The sequence below is a fragment of the Ammonicoccus luteus genome (assembly GCF_050880385.1).
Taxonomy (GTDB): Bacteria; Actinomycetota; Actinomycetes; order Propionibacteriales; family Propionibacteriaceae; genus Enemella.
Window position 1 is genome coordinate 258,704 of the sequence record NZ_JBNZCI010000003.1, and the last position, 15,096, is coordinate 273,799.

General features: G+C 67.3%; 13 protein-coding genes. 4 read left to right on the forward strand and 9 right to left on the reverse strand.

The window, feature by feature from the left end; all coding sequences use genetic code 11:
- Positions 1–2: 2 nt before the first annotated feature.
- Positions 3–1,244 carry a Fic family protein gene (locus ACQ260_RS09015; RefSeq protein WP_432559093.1) on the forward strand — a complete coding sequence of 414 codons (1,242 nt, stop codon included), beginning with the start codon at positions 3–5 and terminating at the stop codon, positions 1,242–1,244.
- 112 nt (positions 1,245–1,356) lie between these two features.
- Entirely contained in the window at positions 1,357–1,968 is a 612-nt protein-coding gene (locus ACQ260_RS09020; protein ID WP_432559094.1) for a TetR/AcrR family transcriptional regulator, read from the forward strand.
- A gap of 67 nt (positions 1,969–2,035) precedes the next feature.
- On the opposite strand, the gene glnA is transcribed toward ACQ260_RS09020, so the two are convergent.
- Entirely contained in the window at positions 2,036–3,457 is a 1,422-nt protein-coding gene (gene glnA, locus ACQ260_RS09025) for a type I glutamate--ammonia ligase (protein ID WP_432559095.1), read from the reverse strand.
- 186 nt (positions 3,458–3,643) lie between these two features.
- Here glnA and ACQ260_RS09030 point away from each other — a divergent pair, with 186 nt between their 5' ends.
- Positions 3,644–4,078 (forward strand): RDD family protein, encoded by a 435-nt coding sequence (locus tag ACQ260_RS09030; protein WP_432559096.1) that lies wholly within the window; start codon positions 3,644–3,646, stop codon positions 4,076–4,078.
- A 16-nt stretch (positions 4,079–4,094) separates the two neighbouring features.
- Here ACQ260_RS09030 and ACQ260_RS09035 read toward each other — a convergent pair whose 3' ends face one another.
- Positions 4,095–5,891, reverse strand: coding sequence for an ABC-F family ATP-binding cassette domain-containing protein (locus tag ACQ260_RS09035; protein WP_432559097.1), 1,797 nt, complete (start codon positions 5,889–5,891; stop codon positions 4,095–4,097).
- A gap of 12 nt (positions 5,892–5,903) precedes the next feature.
- Positions 5,904–6,395 (reverse strand): MarR family winged helix-turn-helix transcriptional regulator, encoded by a 492-nt coding sequence (locus tag ACQ260_RS09040; RefSeq protein WP_432559098.1) that lies wholly within the window; start codon positions 6,393–6,395, stop codon positions 5,904–5,906.
- Positions 6,396–6,576: 181 nt separating this feature from the next.
- On the opposite strand from ACQ260_RS09040, the gene ACQ260_RS09045 reads away from it, so the two are divergent.
- A complete protein-coding gene (locus tag ACQ260_RS09045; RefSeq protein ID WP_432559099.1) occupies positions 6,577–8,472 on the forward strand; it encodes an ABC transporter ATP-binding protein in 1,896 nt (631 codons plus the stop codon).
- Between the two features lie 85 nt (positions 8,473–8,557).
- On the opposite strand, the gene ACQ260_RS09050 is transcribed toward ACQ260_RS09045, so the two are convergent.
- The 6 genes from ACQ260_RS09050 to sucB all read right to left on the reverse strand — a co-directional run bounded on the left by ACQ260_RS09050 (position 8,558) and on the right by sucB (position 14,994).
- Positions 8,558–9,346: a DUF4191 domain-containing protein gene (locus tag ACQ260_RS09050; RefSeq protein ID WP_432559100.1), complete on the reverse strand. Its 789-nt coding sequence runs from the start codon at positions 9,344–9,346 to the stop codon at positions 8,558–8,560.
- 32 nt (positions 9,347–9,378) lie between these two features.
- Positions 9,379–10,350 (reverse strand): lipoyl synthase, encoded by a 972-nt coding sequence (gene lipA, locus ACQ260_RS09055; protein WP_432559101.1) that lies wholly within the window; start codon positions 10,348–10,350, stop codon positions 9,379–9,381.
- Positions 10,351–10,422: 72 nt separating this feature from the next.
- On the reverse strand, positions 10,423–11,193 hold the full coding sequence (locus ACQ260_RS09060; protein ID WP_432559102.1) for an ABC transporter permease: 771 nt from the start codon (positions 11,191–11,193) through the stop codon (positions 10,423–10,425).
- The gene (locus ACQ260_RS09065; protein WP_432559103.1) at positions 11,190–12,146 is read right to left on the reverse strand and encodes an ABC transporter ATP-binding protein; all 957 of its coding nucleotides are present in this window, start codon (positions 12,144–12,146) and stop codon (positions 11,190–11,192) included. The genes ACQ260_RS09060 and ACQ260_RS09065 overlap by 4 nt, the downstream gene beginning before the upstream one ends.
- 68 nt (positions 12,147–12,214) lie before the next feature.
- The gene (lipB, locus tag ACQ260_RS09070) at positions 12,215–12,925 is read right to left on the reverse strand and encodes a lipoyl(octanoyl) transferase LipB (RefSeq protein ID WP_432559104.1); all 711 of its coding nucleotides are present in this window, start codon (positions 12,923–12,925) and stop codon (positions 12,215–12,217) included.
- Between the two features lie 131 nt (positions 12,926–13,056).
- Positions 13,057–14,994 carry a 2-oxoglutarate dehydrogenase, E2 component, dihydrolipoamide succinyltransferase gene (gene sucB / locus ACQ260_RS09075; RefSeq protein WP_432559105.1) on the reverse strand — a complete coding sequence of 646 codons (1,938 nt, stop codon included), beginning with the start codon at positions 14,992–14,994 and terminating at the stop codon, positions 13,057–13,059.
- Positions 14,995–15,096 lie beyond the last annotated feature (102 nt).

A 15,096-nucleotide genomic window follows, 5' to 3' on the forward strand; every position in this document is an offset into this window, starting at 1 on the left:
GGATGGACCACCCAAAAGCATCAGCGAGGCCGGGCTTCGCGGTGGATTGGGAAGAACGAGAGTGGGACCGCAGCCCAGACCGCGCGGCATCCCGTCGGCAACAGCTGGCTGCGCGAGGGCCCTATCGCGCGTCGATCCCGGTGCGCATCGCCAAGCTGCCCGTCAGGATCGGCGAAGGTCTTCAGGCCGAAGCCGAGGATGCGGTCCGCGCGATCACGCGATTCGACGCCGAAGTGACCGCCATGGCGGCCCGTCGGTCCCTGCGGGAAGGCGACGATTTCGCTGAAATCGCCCCGTTGTCATCAGTGCTCCTGCGAACCGAGTCCGCCTCGTCGTCGGAGATCGAAGGGATCACCGTCGGCGCACGTGCGCTTGCGCTGGCGGCCATCGACCACGGAACTGGGCCGAATGCAGAGCTCGTGACCCAGAATGCCGTGGCGATGCAGCGAGCAGTCGCTCTGGCCGACCGCATCAGCATCGAGTCGATTCTCGCGGCGCACGAAGCGCTTCTGGAAGGCCATGCGTACGCGGCCCCTGGACGCTTCCGGGTCTCTCAGGTGTGGATCGGCAGCGGTGCGATCAGCCCCCACACGGCGTCGTTCGTCCCCCCGCACCACGAGCGCATTGCGGACAGCATGGACGACCTGATCAGCTTCATGCGTCGGGTGGATCTTCCAGTCTTGGCCCTGGTCGCGATCGCACACGCGCAGTTCGAGACCATTCATCCGTTCAACGATGGCAACGGACGCGTGGGACGCATTCTGGTGCACGCGATGTTGCGGTACGCGGACGTCACGCGGCGCCTTACGGTGCCGGTGTCCGCGGGACTGCTCGCGGACACGGCGGCGTACTTTCGTGCCCTGACCGACTATCGCGCCGGAGACCCCGAGCCCATCATCCGGCAGATGGTCGACGCTTCGTTTCGCGGGATCGAGAACGGAAGACGCCTGGTTGATGACCTGGATGGGATCCACGCCGCATGGCTGGCGCGACTGCCCTCCCGCCGGGGCTCCGCCGCCAGGAGGGCGTTGGCGCGTCTGCTCAACCAGCCGGCGGTGACGGTCGACTCGGTGCAACGCGAGACGCGCGTTGCGCTGTCCGCTGCGCAGCGTGCTGTCGACCAACTGGAGAGCGCCGGAATCCTGACCAGAGTGGGGAGTGGCCGACGCAATCGGGCCTGGATCGCGCCCGAGGTGATCGACGCACTCGACCGTTTCGCCGAACGCGCGGGCCGCCGCGGTTGATTCGCCGGTGCCGCGCTGCCATCCCCTGGCAATGTTCCGGGTTATCGGCACAGAGACACCGTTAGCTAGAAATCCTGTTTAAGCTAACGCTTGTTGGTTGGACAGGAGGATCATGAATCGGACCACGAATGCGCACGATGCGCTGCTCGACGCTGCGGTGGAAAGGTTCACCGCTCAAGGTTTCGACGCCACGAGCGTCGGCGATCTCGCGTCCGAGGCCGGGATCACGGAGGATTCCTTCCACGACCACTTCGACGACAAGCAGGCCCTGTGGGACGCGGCGCTGGAGCGGCTGTCCGCCGGCTTCGACGTGGCGGCGCAGGGTTTGGAGATCGATGTTGTCGACCCAGTGGGTGCGGCGACGGCGTACCAGGACTTGGATGCCGAGCACCTCGCCGACGTCACCGAGACGTTGTTCAACTTCTATCTGCACGACCCGTCGGCCGTCGCGCTGTGCCGGTTGGTAAGTCTCGAACAATTCCGCGACCCGAAGGCTGCTGAGATGCACCGCCGCCGGTTCGTGCTGGAGCCGCTGCAATATCAGGCAACCCTTTTCATCCAGATGTTCGGCGTGTCGACCGAGGAGGCTGAGCATCTCGCCCTCTCGTTCTGGGGGCCGATTCATCTCCTGCTCAAGATCGCCCAGCAGGACGAGCTCCTGGCGCGCACGGTTCTGCGCACGCACACGAAGGCGTTCGTGTCCTACGTGTCGGGCTCGGAATAGAGCGAGGCCCGGGTCGGCCTTGGCCTTCCCGGACCTCTCCCGTCAGCCCCGAAGGGCGGCTGATGGATCAGATGTCGTAATACATCTCGAACTCGTGCGGATGCGGCCGCAGGCGGATGGCCTGGATGTCCTCACGCTTGATGTCGATCCAGGTCTCGATCAGGTCCTCGGTGAACACGTCGCCGGCGAGAAGGAACTCGTGGTTCGCCTCGAGTTCGTCGAGCACCTTGTCGAGGGTCGGCGGCACGGTGGCGATGTCCTCGTATTCATCCGGCGGCAGCTCATAGAGGTCCTTGTCGATCGGCTCCGGCGGCTCGATGCGGTTCTCGATCCCGTCCAGGCCGGCGAGGAGCATCGCGGAGAACGCCAGATAGGGGTTCGACGACGGGTCCGGGCAGCGGAACTCGACGCGCTTGGCCTTCGGATTGGCGCCGGTGATCGGGATCCGGATGCAGGCGGACCGGTTTCGGGAGCTGTAGACGAGGTTCACCGGAGCCTCGAAGCCCGGCACCAGGCGGTGGTAGGAGTTCACGGTCGGGTTGGTGAACGCCAGCAGCGAGGGGGCGTGACGCAGCAACCCGCCGATATACCACCGCGCCATGTCCGACAGTCCGCCATAGCCGGCCTCGTCATAGAACAGCGGCTGACCGTTCTCCCAGATCGATGAGTGCACGTGCATGCCGGAGCCGTTGTCACCGAAGATCGGCTTGGGCATGAAGGTCGCGGTCTTGCCGTTGACCCACGCGGTGTTCTTGACGATGTACTTGAACTTCATCACATCGTCCGCCGACTTCAGCAGCGTGTCGAAGCGCCAGTTGATCTCCGCCTGACCGGCGGTGCCGACCTCGTGGTGCGCCCGCTCGACCTGCAGCCCCAAGTCCTCCATGTGCAGCACGATCTCGTCGCGCAGGTCACCGAAGTGGTCGGTGGGGGCGACGGGGAAATAGCCGCCCTTGTATTTCACCTTGTAACCCCGGTTGCCGCCCTCCTCCTCGCGGCCGGTGTTCCAGGCACCCGCCTCGGAGTCGATGTGGTAGTAACCGGCGTTCTGTCGGGTCTCGAACCGCACGTCGTCGAAGACGTAGAACTCGGCCTCGGGCGCGAAGTACGCCGTGTCGCCCACGCCCGTCGACTGCAGATAGGCCTCGGCCTTGCGCGCGATGTTGCGCGGATCGCGGCTGTAGGGCTCCTTGGTGAGCGGGTCGTGCACGAAGAAGTTGACGCAGAGGGTCTTGGCCTTGCGGAAAGGATCGATGTACGCCGTCGTCGGGTCCGGCAGCAGGCTCATGTCCGACTCGTGGATCTTCTGGAACCCTCGCACCGAGGAACCATCGAAGGACAGGCCGTCCTCGAACACCGAGTCGTCGCACGCGTGCGCGGGGATGGTGAAGTGCTGCATCACGCCGGGCAGGTCGCAGAACCGGATGTCGACCATCTCGACGTTCTCGTCCTTCAGGTATTTCTGAAGGTCCTCGGGACCTTGGAACATGTTTCCTCCACTGGTTGGTCCGTGGCGCTGGATCGTCACTGACTCGTGTTGTTGACGTGCTCGACCTTAGGCGGCTGTCATTTCCGGACTTTTTCGCCTGTGTTTCGGGCGTGTAACAGCAGCCTATGAGGCGTCTCCCGTGGTCGTGGGAGGGGCCCCGGCGTGTGCTCGGTTACGCTCGAAGGCGTGGCTGAGACAGCGAATCGCACCGAAGAATGGCCCGGTCAGGGTTTGGGCCTGCCCGAGACCGGACGGGGCTCGTTGGCGTCGTGGACCTCGCGCATCACCGCGCTGGTGCTCGACTGGGCGATCTCCATGGTCATCGCGTCGGCCATTTTCGGGGTTGAACACGTCATTCGCGGCCAGGACTGGCGGGCCTTCACGATCCTCGGCGTCTTCTTCATCCAGACCAGCATCCTGACCGCTGTCGCCGGGGGCTCGTTCGGCAAGCTGCTCACCCGGATCGGCATCATCCGCCTTGACGGGAAGCACATCGGGGTTGTCCGTGCGGTCGCGCGTCAGTTCATGGTTTGCCTCGTGATCCCGGCGCTCGTGATCGGTGTCCACCGGCGCGGCCTCCACGACCTGGCCCTGGGCACGGTCGTGGTCAACCGCCGCTGAGGTACTGCGGGCTGCCTCAGCCCTCGACCAGTTCCGCCGCCTCCAGCCAGGCCAGCTCGAGCTCCTCGGTCTGATCGACCAGATCCGATTCGGTCTGCTGCAGTTCCGCGAGCCGCTGATAGTCGGTCGCCGCTGCCGCCATATCGGCGTGGATGCGGTCGACGCGTTGCCTGAGTTTGGCCAGTTGCGACTCGATGCGGGCCATGTCCTTGCGGGCCTGGCGTACGGCCGCCGGACTCGGGCCATCGGACCCTGCCGCGGCAGCGGGTGTCGCCGGGGCCGGGGGAGCGGTGGGTACGCGGGTCCGGCGGTGCTCGAGGTATTGCTCCACGCCACCCGGCAGCAGGACGCAGCGCCCGTCGCCCATGAGCGCGTACGTCACGTCGCACACCCGTTCCAGGAAGTACCGATCGTGCGACACCACGATCAGCGTCCCCGGCCAGCGGTCGAGGTAGTCCTCGATCACCGTCAGCGTGTCGATATCGAGATCGTTGGTCGGCTCGTCGAGCAGCAGGACGTTGGGCTCCTCCATCAGCAGCCGCAGGACCTGGAGACGGCGCCGCTCGCCACCGGACAACTCGCCGATGCGCGTCACGAGCTTGTCGCCCGTGAACCCGAACTCCTCCAGCAGCTGCCCAGCGGTCGCGTCCCGACCGGTCGCGAGCTTGGTCTCCTGCTTGAGCCGGTTCACCGACTCGAGCACCCGTTCGTCGTCATCCAACTCGGTCACGGCCTGGGAGAGATGCCCCAGGCGGAGGGTCTTGCCCTGCTTGACAGTGCCGCTGTCGGGGGCGAGCTCGTGGGCGAGGAGGCGGAGCAGGGTCGTCTTGCCGGCCCCGTTGACACCGACCAGCCCGATGCGGTCGCCCGGGCCGATCGACCAGGTCAGTCGATCGAACAGGACGCGGTCGTCGGGGAGCGCGAACGACACGTCCTTCAGGTCGAACACATCCTTGCCCAGCCGGGTCACCGAGAATTGCTGGAGGGCCAGCCGGTCACGCGGGGGCGGCTCGTTCTCGATGAGGCGGTTGGCGGCCTCGATGCGGAACTTCGGTTTGGAGGTCCGTGCGGGGGCGCCCCGGCGCAGCCACGCGAGCTCCTTGCGGACGAGGTTCTGGCGGCGGGCCTCGTTGGCAGCCGCCTGGCGGGCGCGTTCGGCGCGAGCAAGGACGTACGCCGCATAGCCGCCGTCATAGGCATCCACCACCCCGCTGTGCACCTCCCAGGCGCGGGTGCAGATCGCATCGAGGAACCAGCGGTCGTGGGACACCACGAGCATGGCGATGCTGCGTTCCTGCAGAGCGTTGAGGTGCTCCGCGAGCCAGGCCACCGCCTCGACATCGAGATGGTTGGTCGGCTCGTCGAGCACCAGCAGGTCGTGTTCGCCCAGCATCAGCGCGACCAACGCGGTGCGGCGGCGCTCTCCACCGGACAGCCGGCCGAGCTCGGCGTCGAGGTCGATGTCCGCCAGCAGGTGCTCGACAACTGCCCGCTTCTCGGAATCGGAGGCCCAGACGTGGTCGGGTTCGCCGCCGACGATCACGTCGCGGACCGTGGCGGTGGGCGGGAACTCGTCCGCCTGCTCGAGCGTGCCGATCGACACCGCACCGGTGTGCGTGATCCGGCCGGAATCCGGTTCGACCCGGCCGGTCAGCAGGCCGAGGAGCGTCGACTTGCCGTCGCCGTTGCGCCCGACGACGCCGATGACGTCGCCGCGGCCGAGGCCGAGGGTCTGTTCGTCGATGAGCGTCCGGGTGCCGTAGGTCTTGGTGAGCCGTTCGGCGTTGATCAGGTTGGGCGCGGGAGTGGACACAATTCAGGGAGTCTAGTCCGAGGATTCCGACAACAGGGTCGTGAGCAGACGGCGGAGTTCGGCGCGGTCGCTGGGGGACAGCGACGCCACCGCCGCCTCGCCTGCTGCTCGGCGCCGGTCCCGAACCTCAGCGACCACCTCCTTGCCCGTCGGTGTCAGTTGCAGGAGGACCGCACGCCGGTCGCTGGGATCCGGGGCGCGGGCGATCAACCCAACAGCTTCAAGAGCATCCGCCACCTCTGTCGCCGACCGTGGGGCGATGCCGAGTTGGTGGGCCAACCCGGACACGCGCACCCCACCACCCGCTCGCCGTGCCGTGCGCGCCAGCGCCAACAGGGCGCGCTGCTGGTGCGGGGCGAGGCCGTGGTTCCCCGCCTCTTCGGCGCCGAGGTGGCGCCAACGCCGTGCCAGACGCATGAGCAGATCCACCTCGGAGAGCTCGTGGTCAGGCCGCGCATGGTCACGATCGGGACGGACCGGGTCGGGGGCGTTTTCAGTGGGCATGGCCTCAGTTTAGCGAGGCGGGGGAATAAAGAGGTAGCCTCTGCATGTTGTGACAGATGGACATCCTCAGGCCGGCATCGATGACCGGCGCGGAACTCCACGGTTCCGAGATCCCTTCGAGGTGCCCCAGTGCACGTCACTCGGGTGTGCGCCTCGACCACAGACCTGAAAGGAGAAGCACATGAGTGACTTCTCGACTCTTGCGTCCGGACACGGGCTGGGCGACGGCGGTGGCCGCGGCGGAAACCGTGGCCCCGGGGCCGGTGCCCGCCCGGACCCCCGCGACCGCGCCCAGCTCGCGGCCCACCCGGTGAGCGCGCGCCGCATCCTGTCCCTCTTCACCCCACATCGCTGGACGATCGCCCTCGTGCTGCTGCTCATTGTGAGCAGCTCGGTCCTCGGCCTGGCCACGCCCTTCCTCACGAAGGAACTCGTGGACGTCGCGATCCCGCAGCAGAACGTGCGTCTGCTGCTCACGCTGGTCGGGCTCATGGTGGGTGTCGCCATCGTTGCCGGCGTGCTCGGCGTCCTCCAGACGTGGATCAGCACCACCGTCGGCCAGCGGATCATGCATCGGCTCCGCACCGACCTGTTCACCCATCTGCAGCGCCAGCCGATCAGCTTCTTCACCCGCACCCGTTCGGGCGAGGTGCAGTCGCGGCTGACGCATGACGTCTCCGGGCTGCAGAGCGTGGTCACCACGACCGCCACTTCGCTCGCCGGGAACATCGCCACCGTCGTCGGCACGCTGGTTGCGATGCTCGCTCTCAGCCCGACGCTCGCGCTCCTCTCCCTCGTGGTCATCCCGCCGGCCGTGCTCGTCACCCGCTCGGTCGCCCGGCTGCGCCGGGACGCGACCGACAAGCGGCAGAAGGCGCTGGCGGAGCTCCACGGCCAGGTCGAGGAGTCACTGTCGGTCAGCGGCGCTCGGCTGAGCAAGACGCTCGGTGCCGGTGAGCAGCTCGCGCGACGGTTTCACTCGTCGAGCGCAGGCCTGCTGGACCTCGAGGTCGCGGCTCAGATCGCCGGACGATGGCGGACCGCCACCATGGGCATCGTGTTCGCCATCGTCCCCGCCGCGCTCTATCTCGTCGCCGGCCTCCCGGTCACCGGAACCGGCATTTCCATCGGCACCCTGGTGGCGTTCGTCGCTCTCCAGGCCGGGATCTTCCGGCCGGTGATGGGTCTGCTCTCCATCGGTGTGCAGGTCACCGCGTCGCTGGCGCTGTTCAGCCGGATCTTTGAATATCTCGATCTTCCCGTCGACGTCGCCGAGCCCGAGCCCGGCACCGCGTCGCACCTCGACCCGGCCACCGCGCACGGGGCACTTCGCCTGGAGAACGTGACCTATCGACACCACGACTCCGATCGCAACGCCCTGACCGGGATCGATCTCACGATTCCTGCGGGCGCAACGGTGGCGCTGGTTGGTTCGACCGGGTCGGGCAAGTCGACCCTCGCCGCGCTGCTCGCTCGGCTCGATGATCCGACACTGGGTCGGGTCACCCTCGACGACGTGGACCTGCGCCGGCTGCCGGCCGCCGAACGGGCTGCGATCGTGGGCGTGGTGTCCCAGGAGACCTATCTGCTGCACGCGAGCGTGCGGGACAACCTCCGGTTCGCCAAGCCGGACGCGACCGACGAGGAGATCGAGCAGGCGGCCCGGGATGCCCAGGTCCATGAGTTGATCCGTTCGCTGCCAGAGGGCTACGACACCATGGTCGGCGCCCGCGGCCACCGCTTCTCCGGCGGTGAACAGCAGCGGCTCGCGCTCGCCCGAACGCTGTTGCGCGATCCCAAGGTGCTGATTCTCGACGAGGCCACCAGCGCCCTCGACACCCGCACCGAGGCACTGGTGCAGGCGGCGCTGGACCGCGTCGGCCGGGACCGGACCGTGGTCACGATCGCCCACCGACTGTCCACGGTGCGCAACGCCGACCTGATCGTCGTGCTCCACGAGGGCACGATCGTCGAGCAGGGGACACACGAACAGCTGCTGGCCCGGGGCGGGCGTTATGCCGCGCTGATCGCGGCCGGCGCTCGCGACAACCGCGAGGAGGTGGCGCTCGCCTCGTGACCGCGATCGGGCCGGGCCCGCGAGCCCGGACCGTCCCGCATGGGACATGCCAACGGGCGGAGGGTCATCCTCCGCCCGTTCGGTCTCACCGTCCGCGCATCCCCTTGCGCATGCCCTTCATGGACGTCGGGATGGGTCCCTTGGGCACGGGGACCTTCGGCCGCACGGCATCGATGGCGCGCAGCCGGTTGCGGACATCGGTCACCTGATGCGGCTGGAGCGTCTTCGGCAGTTTGCGCACGTGCTTCTCCAACTGCGGGAGCGGCACCTGTCCGTCCTTGTCGCCCATCTGGATCGAGTGCACCACGACGTTGTTGATGAACTTCTCGTGCTTGCGCTGCTCGGTGAGCAGCAGCTGGCGGGCGCGGTTGGGATCGCCCTCGGACACCAGCACGATGCCCGCGGGGCCGACGGCCCGGTGGACGACGTCCTTGTGCTTGGTGGCGGCGATGACAGGATCGTGAATCCAGTTCTTGCCGAGCATCTGCAGCGCGACCTCAGCCGAACCCACTTCGCCGGCATAGCGCTGATAGGTCGCCTTCTTGGTCTTCTGGACCAGCAGGAGCATCGCCAGCAGCAGCCCCGCCATGATGGCGGTGAGGACCATCATGATCCAGGTGAACCACGAGGCGTTCGTGAGCAGACCGATCACGACGACGATCGCGATCGGCACGACGAAGCAGAGAACCGTCAGCGGGGTCAGCGATTTGTCGTATTCGGCTGTGAGCTTGTACGACTCCCAGATCTGACGGAACCGCCCCATCTGATTCGGATCCCGGGAGTTCTTGCGGGCCTCCTTGGCCGCCTTCTTCGCGGCCTTCTGCTCGGCCACCGCCTTGGCGTACGCCTGCTTCGGCGTCAGTTGTTCAGCCATGACTGCTTTCTCGGTCGTCCGGTCGTGGTGCGTCAGGCCCGAGCCGAGGACTCGGACCCTGCAGTGGCGGCCACAGGAAGGGCATCCCGTGCGGCCATGGCTTCACGATAGAGCCGTCCGGCGCGATAGCTGGACCTGACCAGCGGGCCGCTCATCACACCCGGATAGCCGATCTCGCGTGCGAGGGCCGCCAGTTCGTCGAACTCCTGGGGCGTCACCCAGCGGTCGATGGGGTGGTGCTGCGGGGTGGGGCGCAGATATTGGGTGATCGTGATGATCTCCGCGCCGGCGTCGAACAACTCCCGCAGCGCGGTCTCGATCTCATCCCGGGTCTCGCCCATGCCCAGGATCAGGTTGGTCTTGGTGACCAGGCCGGCGGCGCGTGAGTCGGTCAGCACCTGCAGAGACCGGTCATAACGGAACCCCGGACGGATGCGCTTGAAGATGCGGGGGACCGTCTCGACGTTGTGTGCGAAGACCTCCGGCCGGGTCTCGAAGACCTGGTCGAGGAATTCCTTGCGCCCCGAGAAGTCGGGGGCGAGCATCTCGACGCCCACGCCCGGGTTGAGCTCATGAACCTTGCGGATCGTCTCCGAATAGAGCCACGCGCCCTCGTCGGGGAGGTCGTCGCGGCAGACACCCGTGATTGTCGCGTACTTCAACCCCATCTTCTGCACCGACTCCGCCACCCGCAGAGGCTCGGCGGTGTCATATTCGGTGGGCTTCTTCGACTCGATCTGGCAGAAATCACAACGACGCGTGCAGGAGTCGCCACCGATGAGGAACGTCGCCTCGCGGTCTTCCCAGCACTCGAAGATGTTGGGACAGCCGGCTTCCTGGCACACCGTGTGCAGGTCCTCGTCGTTGACGAGGCGCTTGAGGTCCCGATAGTCGGGGCCCATCTTGGCGGTCGTCTTGATCCAGGAGGGCTTCTTCTCGATCGGGGTCGCGGCGTTGCGGACCTCCACGCGAAGCAGCTTGCGGCCTTCAGGAGAAACAGTCACCACGCCATCCTACGCCCTGACGCCAGCCCGGGACTGCACGGTCGGTGGGCATCGGACAGCTCCGGCCCGGCCTCAATCGATGTCACGCCGTGCGAAGAGGAGGCCGCCCACCACCACGACGACCGCGATGAAGGTGAACCACACCAAGCCGGCGCTGCCGATGGCGAGCGGGTCGCTGTGCAGTTGTCCATAGGTCCGCCATTCCGAGTTGAGCAGAAACTCGCCGGCGGCCCATTCGAGACCGATCCACTGCCAATAGCCGCCCGCTGCGGAACCGAAAAGCAACTGCAGGACGAACAGCACCAACCAACCGACCAGCACCCCGAGCGCGCCGAGGGTGCTGCGGGTCACCAAGGCAAGCACGAAGCCGAGCGCAGCGATGCTCATCACCAGCAGCACCCCGCGCACCGCGGCGGCCAGCATCCAACCCACTGCCGTCGGGTGGCTGCTGGTGCTCACGAGCAACGACCAGCCGACAGCGGCGACCAGCGTGACCCCGGAGAGGATGGCCGCCGGCACGACCACGCTCACCAATTTGGCGCCATAGACGGGCCACCGACGCGGGTTGAACGTAAGCCAGGTGCCGAGCGCGCCCGAGCTCTGTTCCGACCCGATGGCCGACGCGGCGGTGAAATAGCTCCAGGCGCCGGTGAGCGCGACCGCCAGGACGATCATGCCCGGGCCGAATGACGCGAGCTCGACCTCGGACTGATAGGACGTCCGCGACTGCAGACCGGCGAACAGCGACGCGAGCGCGAGCAGGCCGAGCGTCGTCACACCTCCGATCCACGTCACCCGGCGCGTGAGATAGCGCTCCAGTTCGGGTGCAAGCAGGCTGGTCATGCGGTCCTCCGGGGAGCGAGTGCGAGTGGGGGCTGGGGAACGGGTGGCGCGTCGGTCAGCTGCAGGAAGCGCTGTTCGAGAGAGCCTCGGTGGGCGCTGATCCCGGTGGCCCAGAGACCGACCTCGGCGAGTTGGCGGTTGAGCACATCGCCCGGCCAGTCGCCGGTGACCTCCAAGTGCTTGGGGCGCCGATCGACCGACCAGCCGCGGGCCCGGAGCACAGCCGCGGCGCGGTCCGGCTCGGCGACGTGCACCTGAAGCACATTGCGGGCACCGAGGATCTCATCGAGGGGCCCCTCGGCGACCGACCGTCCCGCCCGGATGATCGTCACCGAATCGACGACCTGCTCCAGCTCGCCGATCAGGTGCGTCGACACGAGGACGGCCTTGCCGCGGTCGGCGAGCGTACGCATCATCTGGCGCATCTCCCGGATGCCACTCGGGTCGAGACCGTTGGTGGGCTCGTCGAAGATCACCACCTCCGGGTCCTTCAAGAGAGTCGCCGCAACTGCGAGGCGCTGCTTCATCCCGAGCGAATACTTCGCGTACCCCTCACTGGCCCGATCCTGCAGCCCCACCAGTTCGAGCACGTCCCCGACCACGCGTGGGGAAACCCCGATCGACCGCGCGAGCAGCAGCAGGTTCTTGCGGCCACTGAACTCAGGGAAAAAGCGCGGACGTTCGACGATCGCGCCCACACGGCTGATGACGTCGGGCAGCCGGGCGGGGACGGGCGCGCCGAGCAGGCGAATCGTGCCTCCGGACGGCTGGACGAGACCGAGCAGCATGCGGATGGTCGTCGACTTTCCGGAGCCGTTCGGGCCGAGGAACCCATGCACCCCGACCCGGGGGACCCGCATGGTCAGCCCGTCGACGGCGAGCCGCCCGCCCTGCCAGTTCTCGAAACGTTTGGTGAGCCCGTCAATCTCGATGGCCCAAGGATTGTCTGCCACGTGCATACCTTCTCGGACGCGGGGATCGTCCCGGAAGGTTCTGTGGTCCGGGCCATTCGTCGGTTCGGTCAGACCGTGAGCCCATAGCTGACGCCCTGGGGCACCGCCGTGGGCTCGGGGGCTGTCGGTTCCACGTCCGGGGATTGCTCGAACGGCCCCCACGCGAGCATCGCCTCGAGGTGCCGCTCCATCCCGTCTGCGGCCTCGCGCACGGTGGGCGGGTCGCTGAGCTCGAGCGCGAGCGAAGTCACCCCCGCGTCGGTGATGCCGCAGGGCACGATCGTTTGCGTCCACGACATGTCCGGTGCCACGTTGAGGGAAAAGCCGTGCATCGCGGCCTTGTGCGCGACCCGCACACCGATCTGGGCGATCTTGCGCTCCGGCTTGTCGGTGGCTGCAGCGAGCCAGACGCCCGCGCGGCCGCGTACCCTCCCCGTCACCAACCCGAGCTCCGCCAGATAGCGGATCACCGCCTCCTCGACGCGGCGGATGTAGTCGACGACGCCCACACTGTCCGGCAACCGCACGATCGGATAGCCGACCAACTGGCCCGGCCCGTGCCAAGTGATCAACCCGCCACGATCGACGTCGATCACCGGGGTCCCGTCGATCGGCCGATGCTCCGGAAGTGTCCGCCGACCTGCGGTGTAGACCGCGTGATGCTCCAGCATCAAGACGGTCTCGTCGCCCCCCTCGACGACCCTGGCATGCAGTTCGCGCTGCAGATCCCAGGTTTCCTGATAGTCGACCAGACCGAGCCAGCGATAGTGACGGGACATGCTGGGGATGATACGCCGCCGCCCGATCCCTGGCCCGGCGGACGCCTAGCCTGGGACCGCTGAGCCCGGGCGCCGGACTGCACGGAGCCCGCGGTGCGTCGAACGCCGCGGGCTCCGTTGCCGATCTGTTGTCAGACCCCGAGTTCAGCCCCGAAGTCGGCCTCCTCCAGGCGCTCCTTCATCGCTGCCAGGAAGCGTGATGCGTCGGCGCCGTCCACGAGGCGATGGTCGTAGGAGAGCGACAGATACATCACATCGCGAATCGCGATGACCTCGCCGAGATCCGCGTCCTGGATCACCAAAGGTCGCTTCACCAGCGCTCCGGTGCCCAGGATGCCCACCTGCGGCTGATTGATGATCGGGGTGTCGAACAGCGTCCCGGTCGAGCCGTAGTTGGTGATCGTGAAGGTGCCGCCCACCAGGTCGTCGGGAACCACCTGGCCGGTGCGGGCCTTGTCCGCTTGCTCCGCGATCCGCTTCGCCAGCCCCGACAGGTTGAGGTCGCCGGCGTTGTGGATGACCGGCACCATCAGCCCTCGTTCGGTGTCGACCGCGATGCCGATGTGCTCAGCGTCGGCATAGGTGACCGTCTTGGCCTCCGTGTCGATCGTCGCGTTGACCTTCGGGAAGTGCCGAAGCGCCTCGACGGCGGCGATGGTGATGAACGGCAGATAGGACAGGCTCGCGCCATGCTGGGCCTTGAAGGCTTCCTTCGCCGCGGCTCGCAGCCTTGAGATGCCGGTCAGGTCGACCTCGACCGTTGCCGTCAACTGCGCCGAGCCCTGCAGGGACTCCACCATGCGGCGAGCGATCGTCAGGCGCATGCGCGACAGCTTCTCGGTGGTGCCACGCTTGGCGAGCACTTCCGCCGACGGATCGGACTTGGTCCGGGCGGGCGACTTGGCCTTTGCGGCAGCAGGTGCCGCCGCGGGCGCGGCGGCGGCCTTCTTCGCCTCTTCAGCGGCCGCGAGAACGTCCTGCTTGCGGATGCGACCACCGACGCCGGTGCCCTTGAGCGACCCCAGATCGACCCCGTGTTCCGCGGCGAGTTTGCGGACGAGGGGAGTGACATAGGCACCCTCGTCCCCGCTCGAGCGGGGGGCCACCTTGTTCGCAGCCGGCGTCGGCTCCTGCTTCGTGGGCTCGGGCTCCTGTTTGGCCGCGGGCTCGGGCTGCTTCGGAGTTTCCTTCGGCTTCTCCGCGGCCTCGTCCTCTTCAGCCTCGTGTTCCTCGGCCGCCGGCTCCTCTGCTGCGTCATCGGCCTCATCAGCCGCGGGCTCGGGTTCCGCTTCGCCGTCCGACTCGGGCGCAGGAATCGGCTTCTGGCCACCCTCGTCGCCGGCCTCGGCCTGGTCCTCGACTTCCTCCACGCTCTGCGCGTCGCTCGTGTCGGACTCGTCCCCCGAATCGAGCGCGTCGGCGTCACCGATGATCGCGAGCACCGCGCCCACGTCGATCGTGTCGTCCTCTTGGGCCCGCAACTCGAGAACGGTGCCGGCCACCGGTGAAGGCACCTCGGTGTCGACCTTGTCGGTGGAGATCTCCACCAGCGGCTCGTCCACGTCGACGCTGTCGCCGACCTGCTTGAGCCAGCGCGACACGGTCCCCTCGGTCACGGACTCACCCAGAGCGGGCAGCGTCACCTCGGTCCCCTGGGCGGGGCCGGACGGCTTCTTCTTGGCCGTGCCCGTCTGCTGGGGCTCGGGTTCGGACTCCGGCTCGGCTTCCTCTTCCGGTTCCGGCTCATCCTGCTCCGGCTCCGGCTCCGGTTCGGACTGATCGTCCTGCTCTGGCTCGGCATCGTCGGAGCCGGAGTCGGCGGGCTGCTCGCCCTCCTCGCCGATGATGGCGAGCTCGGCGCCGACCTCCACGGTCTCGTCCTCCTGGGCCTTGATCTCCAGGAGCACACCTGCCGCGGGGCTCGGGATCTCGGTGTCGACCTTGTCGGTCGAGACCTCCAGCAGGGGTTCGTCCGCGGCCACAGTGTCGCCGACCTGCTTCAACCAACGGGAGACAGTTCCTTCTGTGACGCTTTCACCCAGCGCTGGGAGAGTTACTGAAGTCGGCATGAGAGTCGGAACTCCTAAATCAGGGACCTGTTGTGCGTGTCTTCACATTAGCCGGGCGGTTCAGCACCCCACCAGGGAGGCTGTGCGGTCAATGGAGCGCGG

What these genes read in the sequence shown, in the direction of transcription:
- ACQ260_RS09050 (WP_432559100.1), bottom strand. Translation starts at nt 9,346, where the DNA reads ATGGCTGAACAACTGACGCCGAAGCAGGCGTACGCCAAGGCGGTGGCC.
- lipB (WP_432559104.1), bottom strand. Translation starts at nt 12,925, where the DNA reads ATGTCCCGTCACTATCGCTGGCTCGGTCTGGTCGACTATCAGGAAACC.
- ACQ260_RS09060 (WP_432559102.1), bottom strand. Translation starts at nt 11,193, where the DNA reads ATGACCAGCCTGCTTGCACCCGAACTGGAGCGCTATCTCACGCGCCGG.
- ACQ260_RS09015 (WP_432559093.1), top strand. Translation starts at nt 3, where the DNA reads ATGGACCACCCAAAAGCATCAGCGAGGCCGGGCTTCGCGGTGGATTGG.
- ACQ260_RS09045 (WP_432559099.1), top strand. Translation starts at nt 6,577, where the DNA reads ATGAGTGACTTCTCGACTCTTGCGTCCGGACACGGGCTGGGCGACGGC.
- glnA (WP_432559095.1), bottom strand. Translation starts at nt 3,457, where the DNA reads ATGTTCCAAGGTCCCGAGGACCTTCAGAAATACCTGAAGGACGAGAAC.
- ACQ260_RS09020 (WP_432559094.1), top strand. Translation starts at nt 1,357, where the DNA reads ATGAATCGGACCACGAATGCGCACGATGCGCTGCTCGACGCTGCGGTG.
- sucB (WP_432559105.1), bottom strand. Translation starts at nt 14,994, where the DNA reads ATGCCGACTTCAGTAACTCTCCCAGCGCTGGGTGAAAGCGTCACAGAA.
- ACQ260_RS09040 (WP_432559098.1), bottom strand. Translation starts at nt 6,395, where the DNA reads ATGCCCACTGAAAACGCCCCCGACCCGGTCCGTCCCGATCGTGACCAT.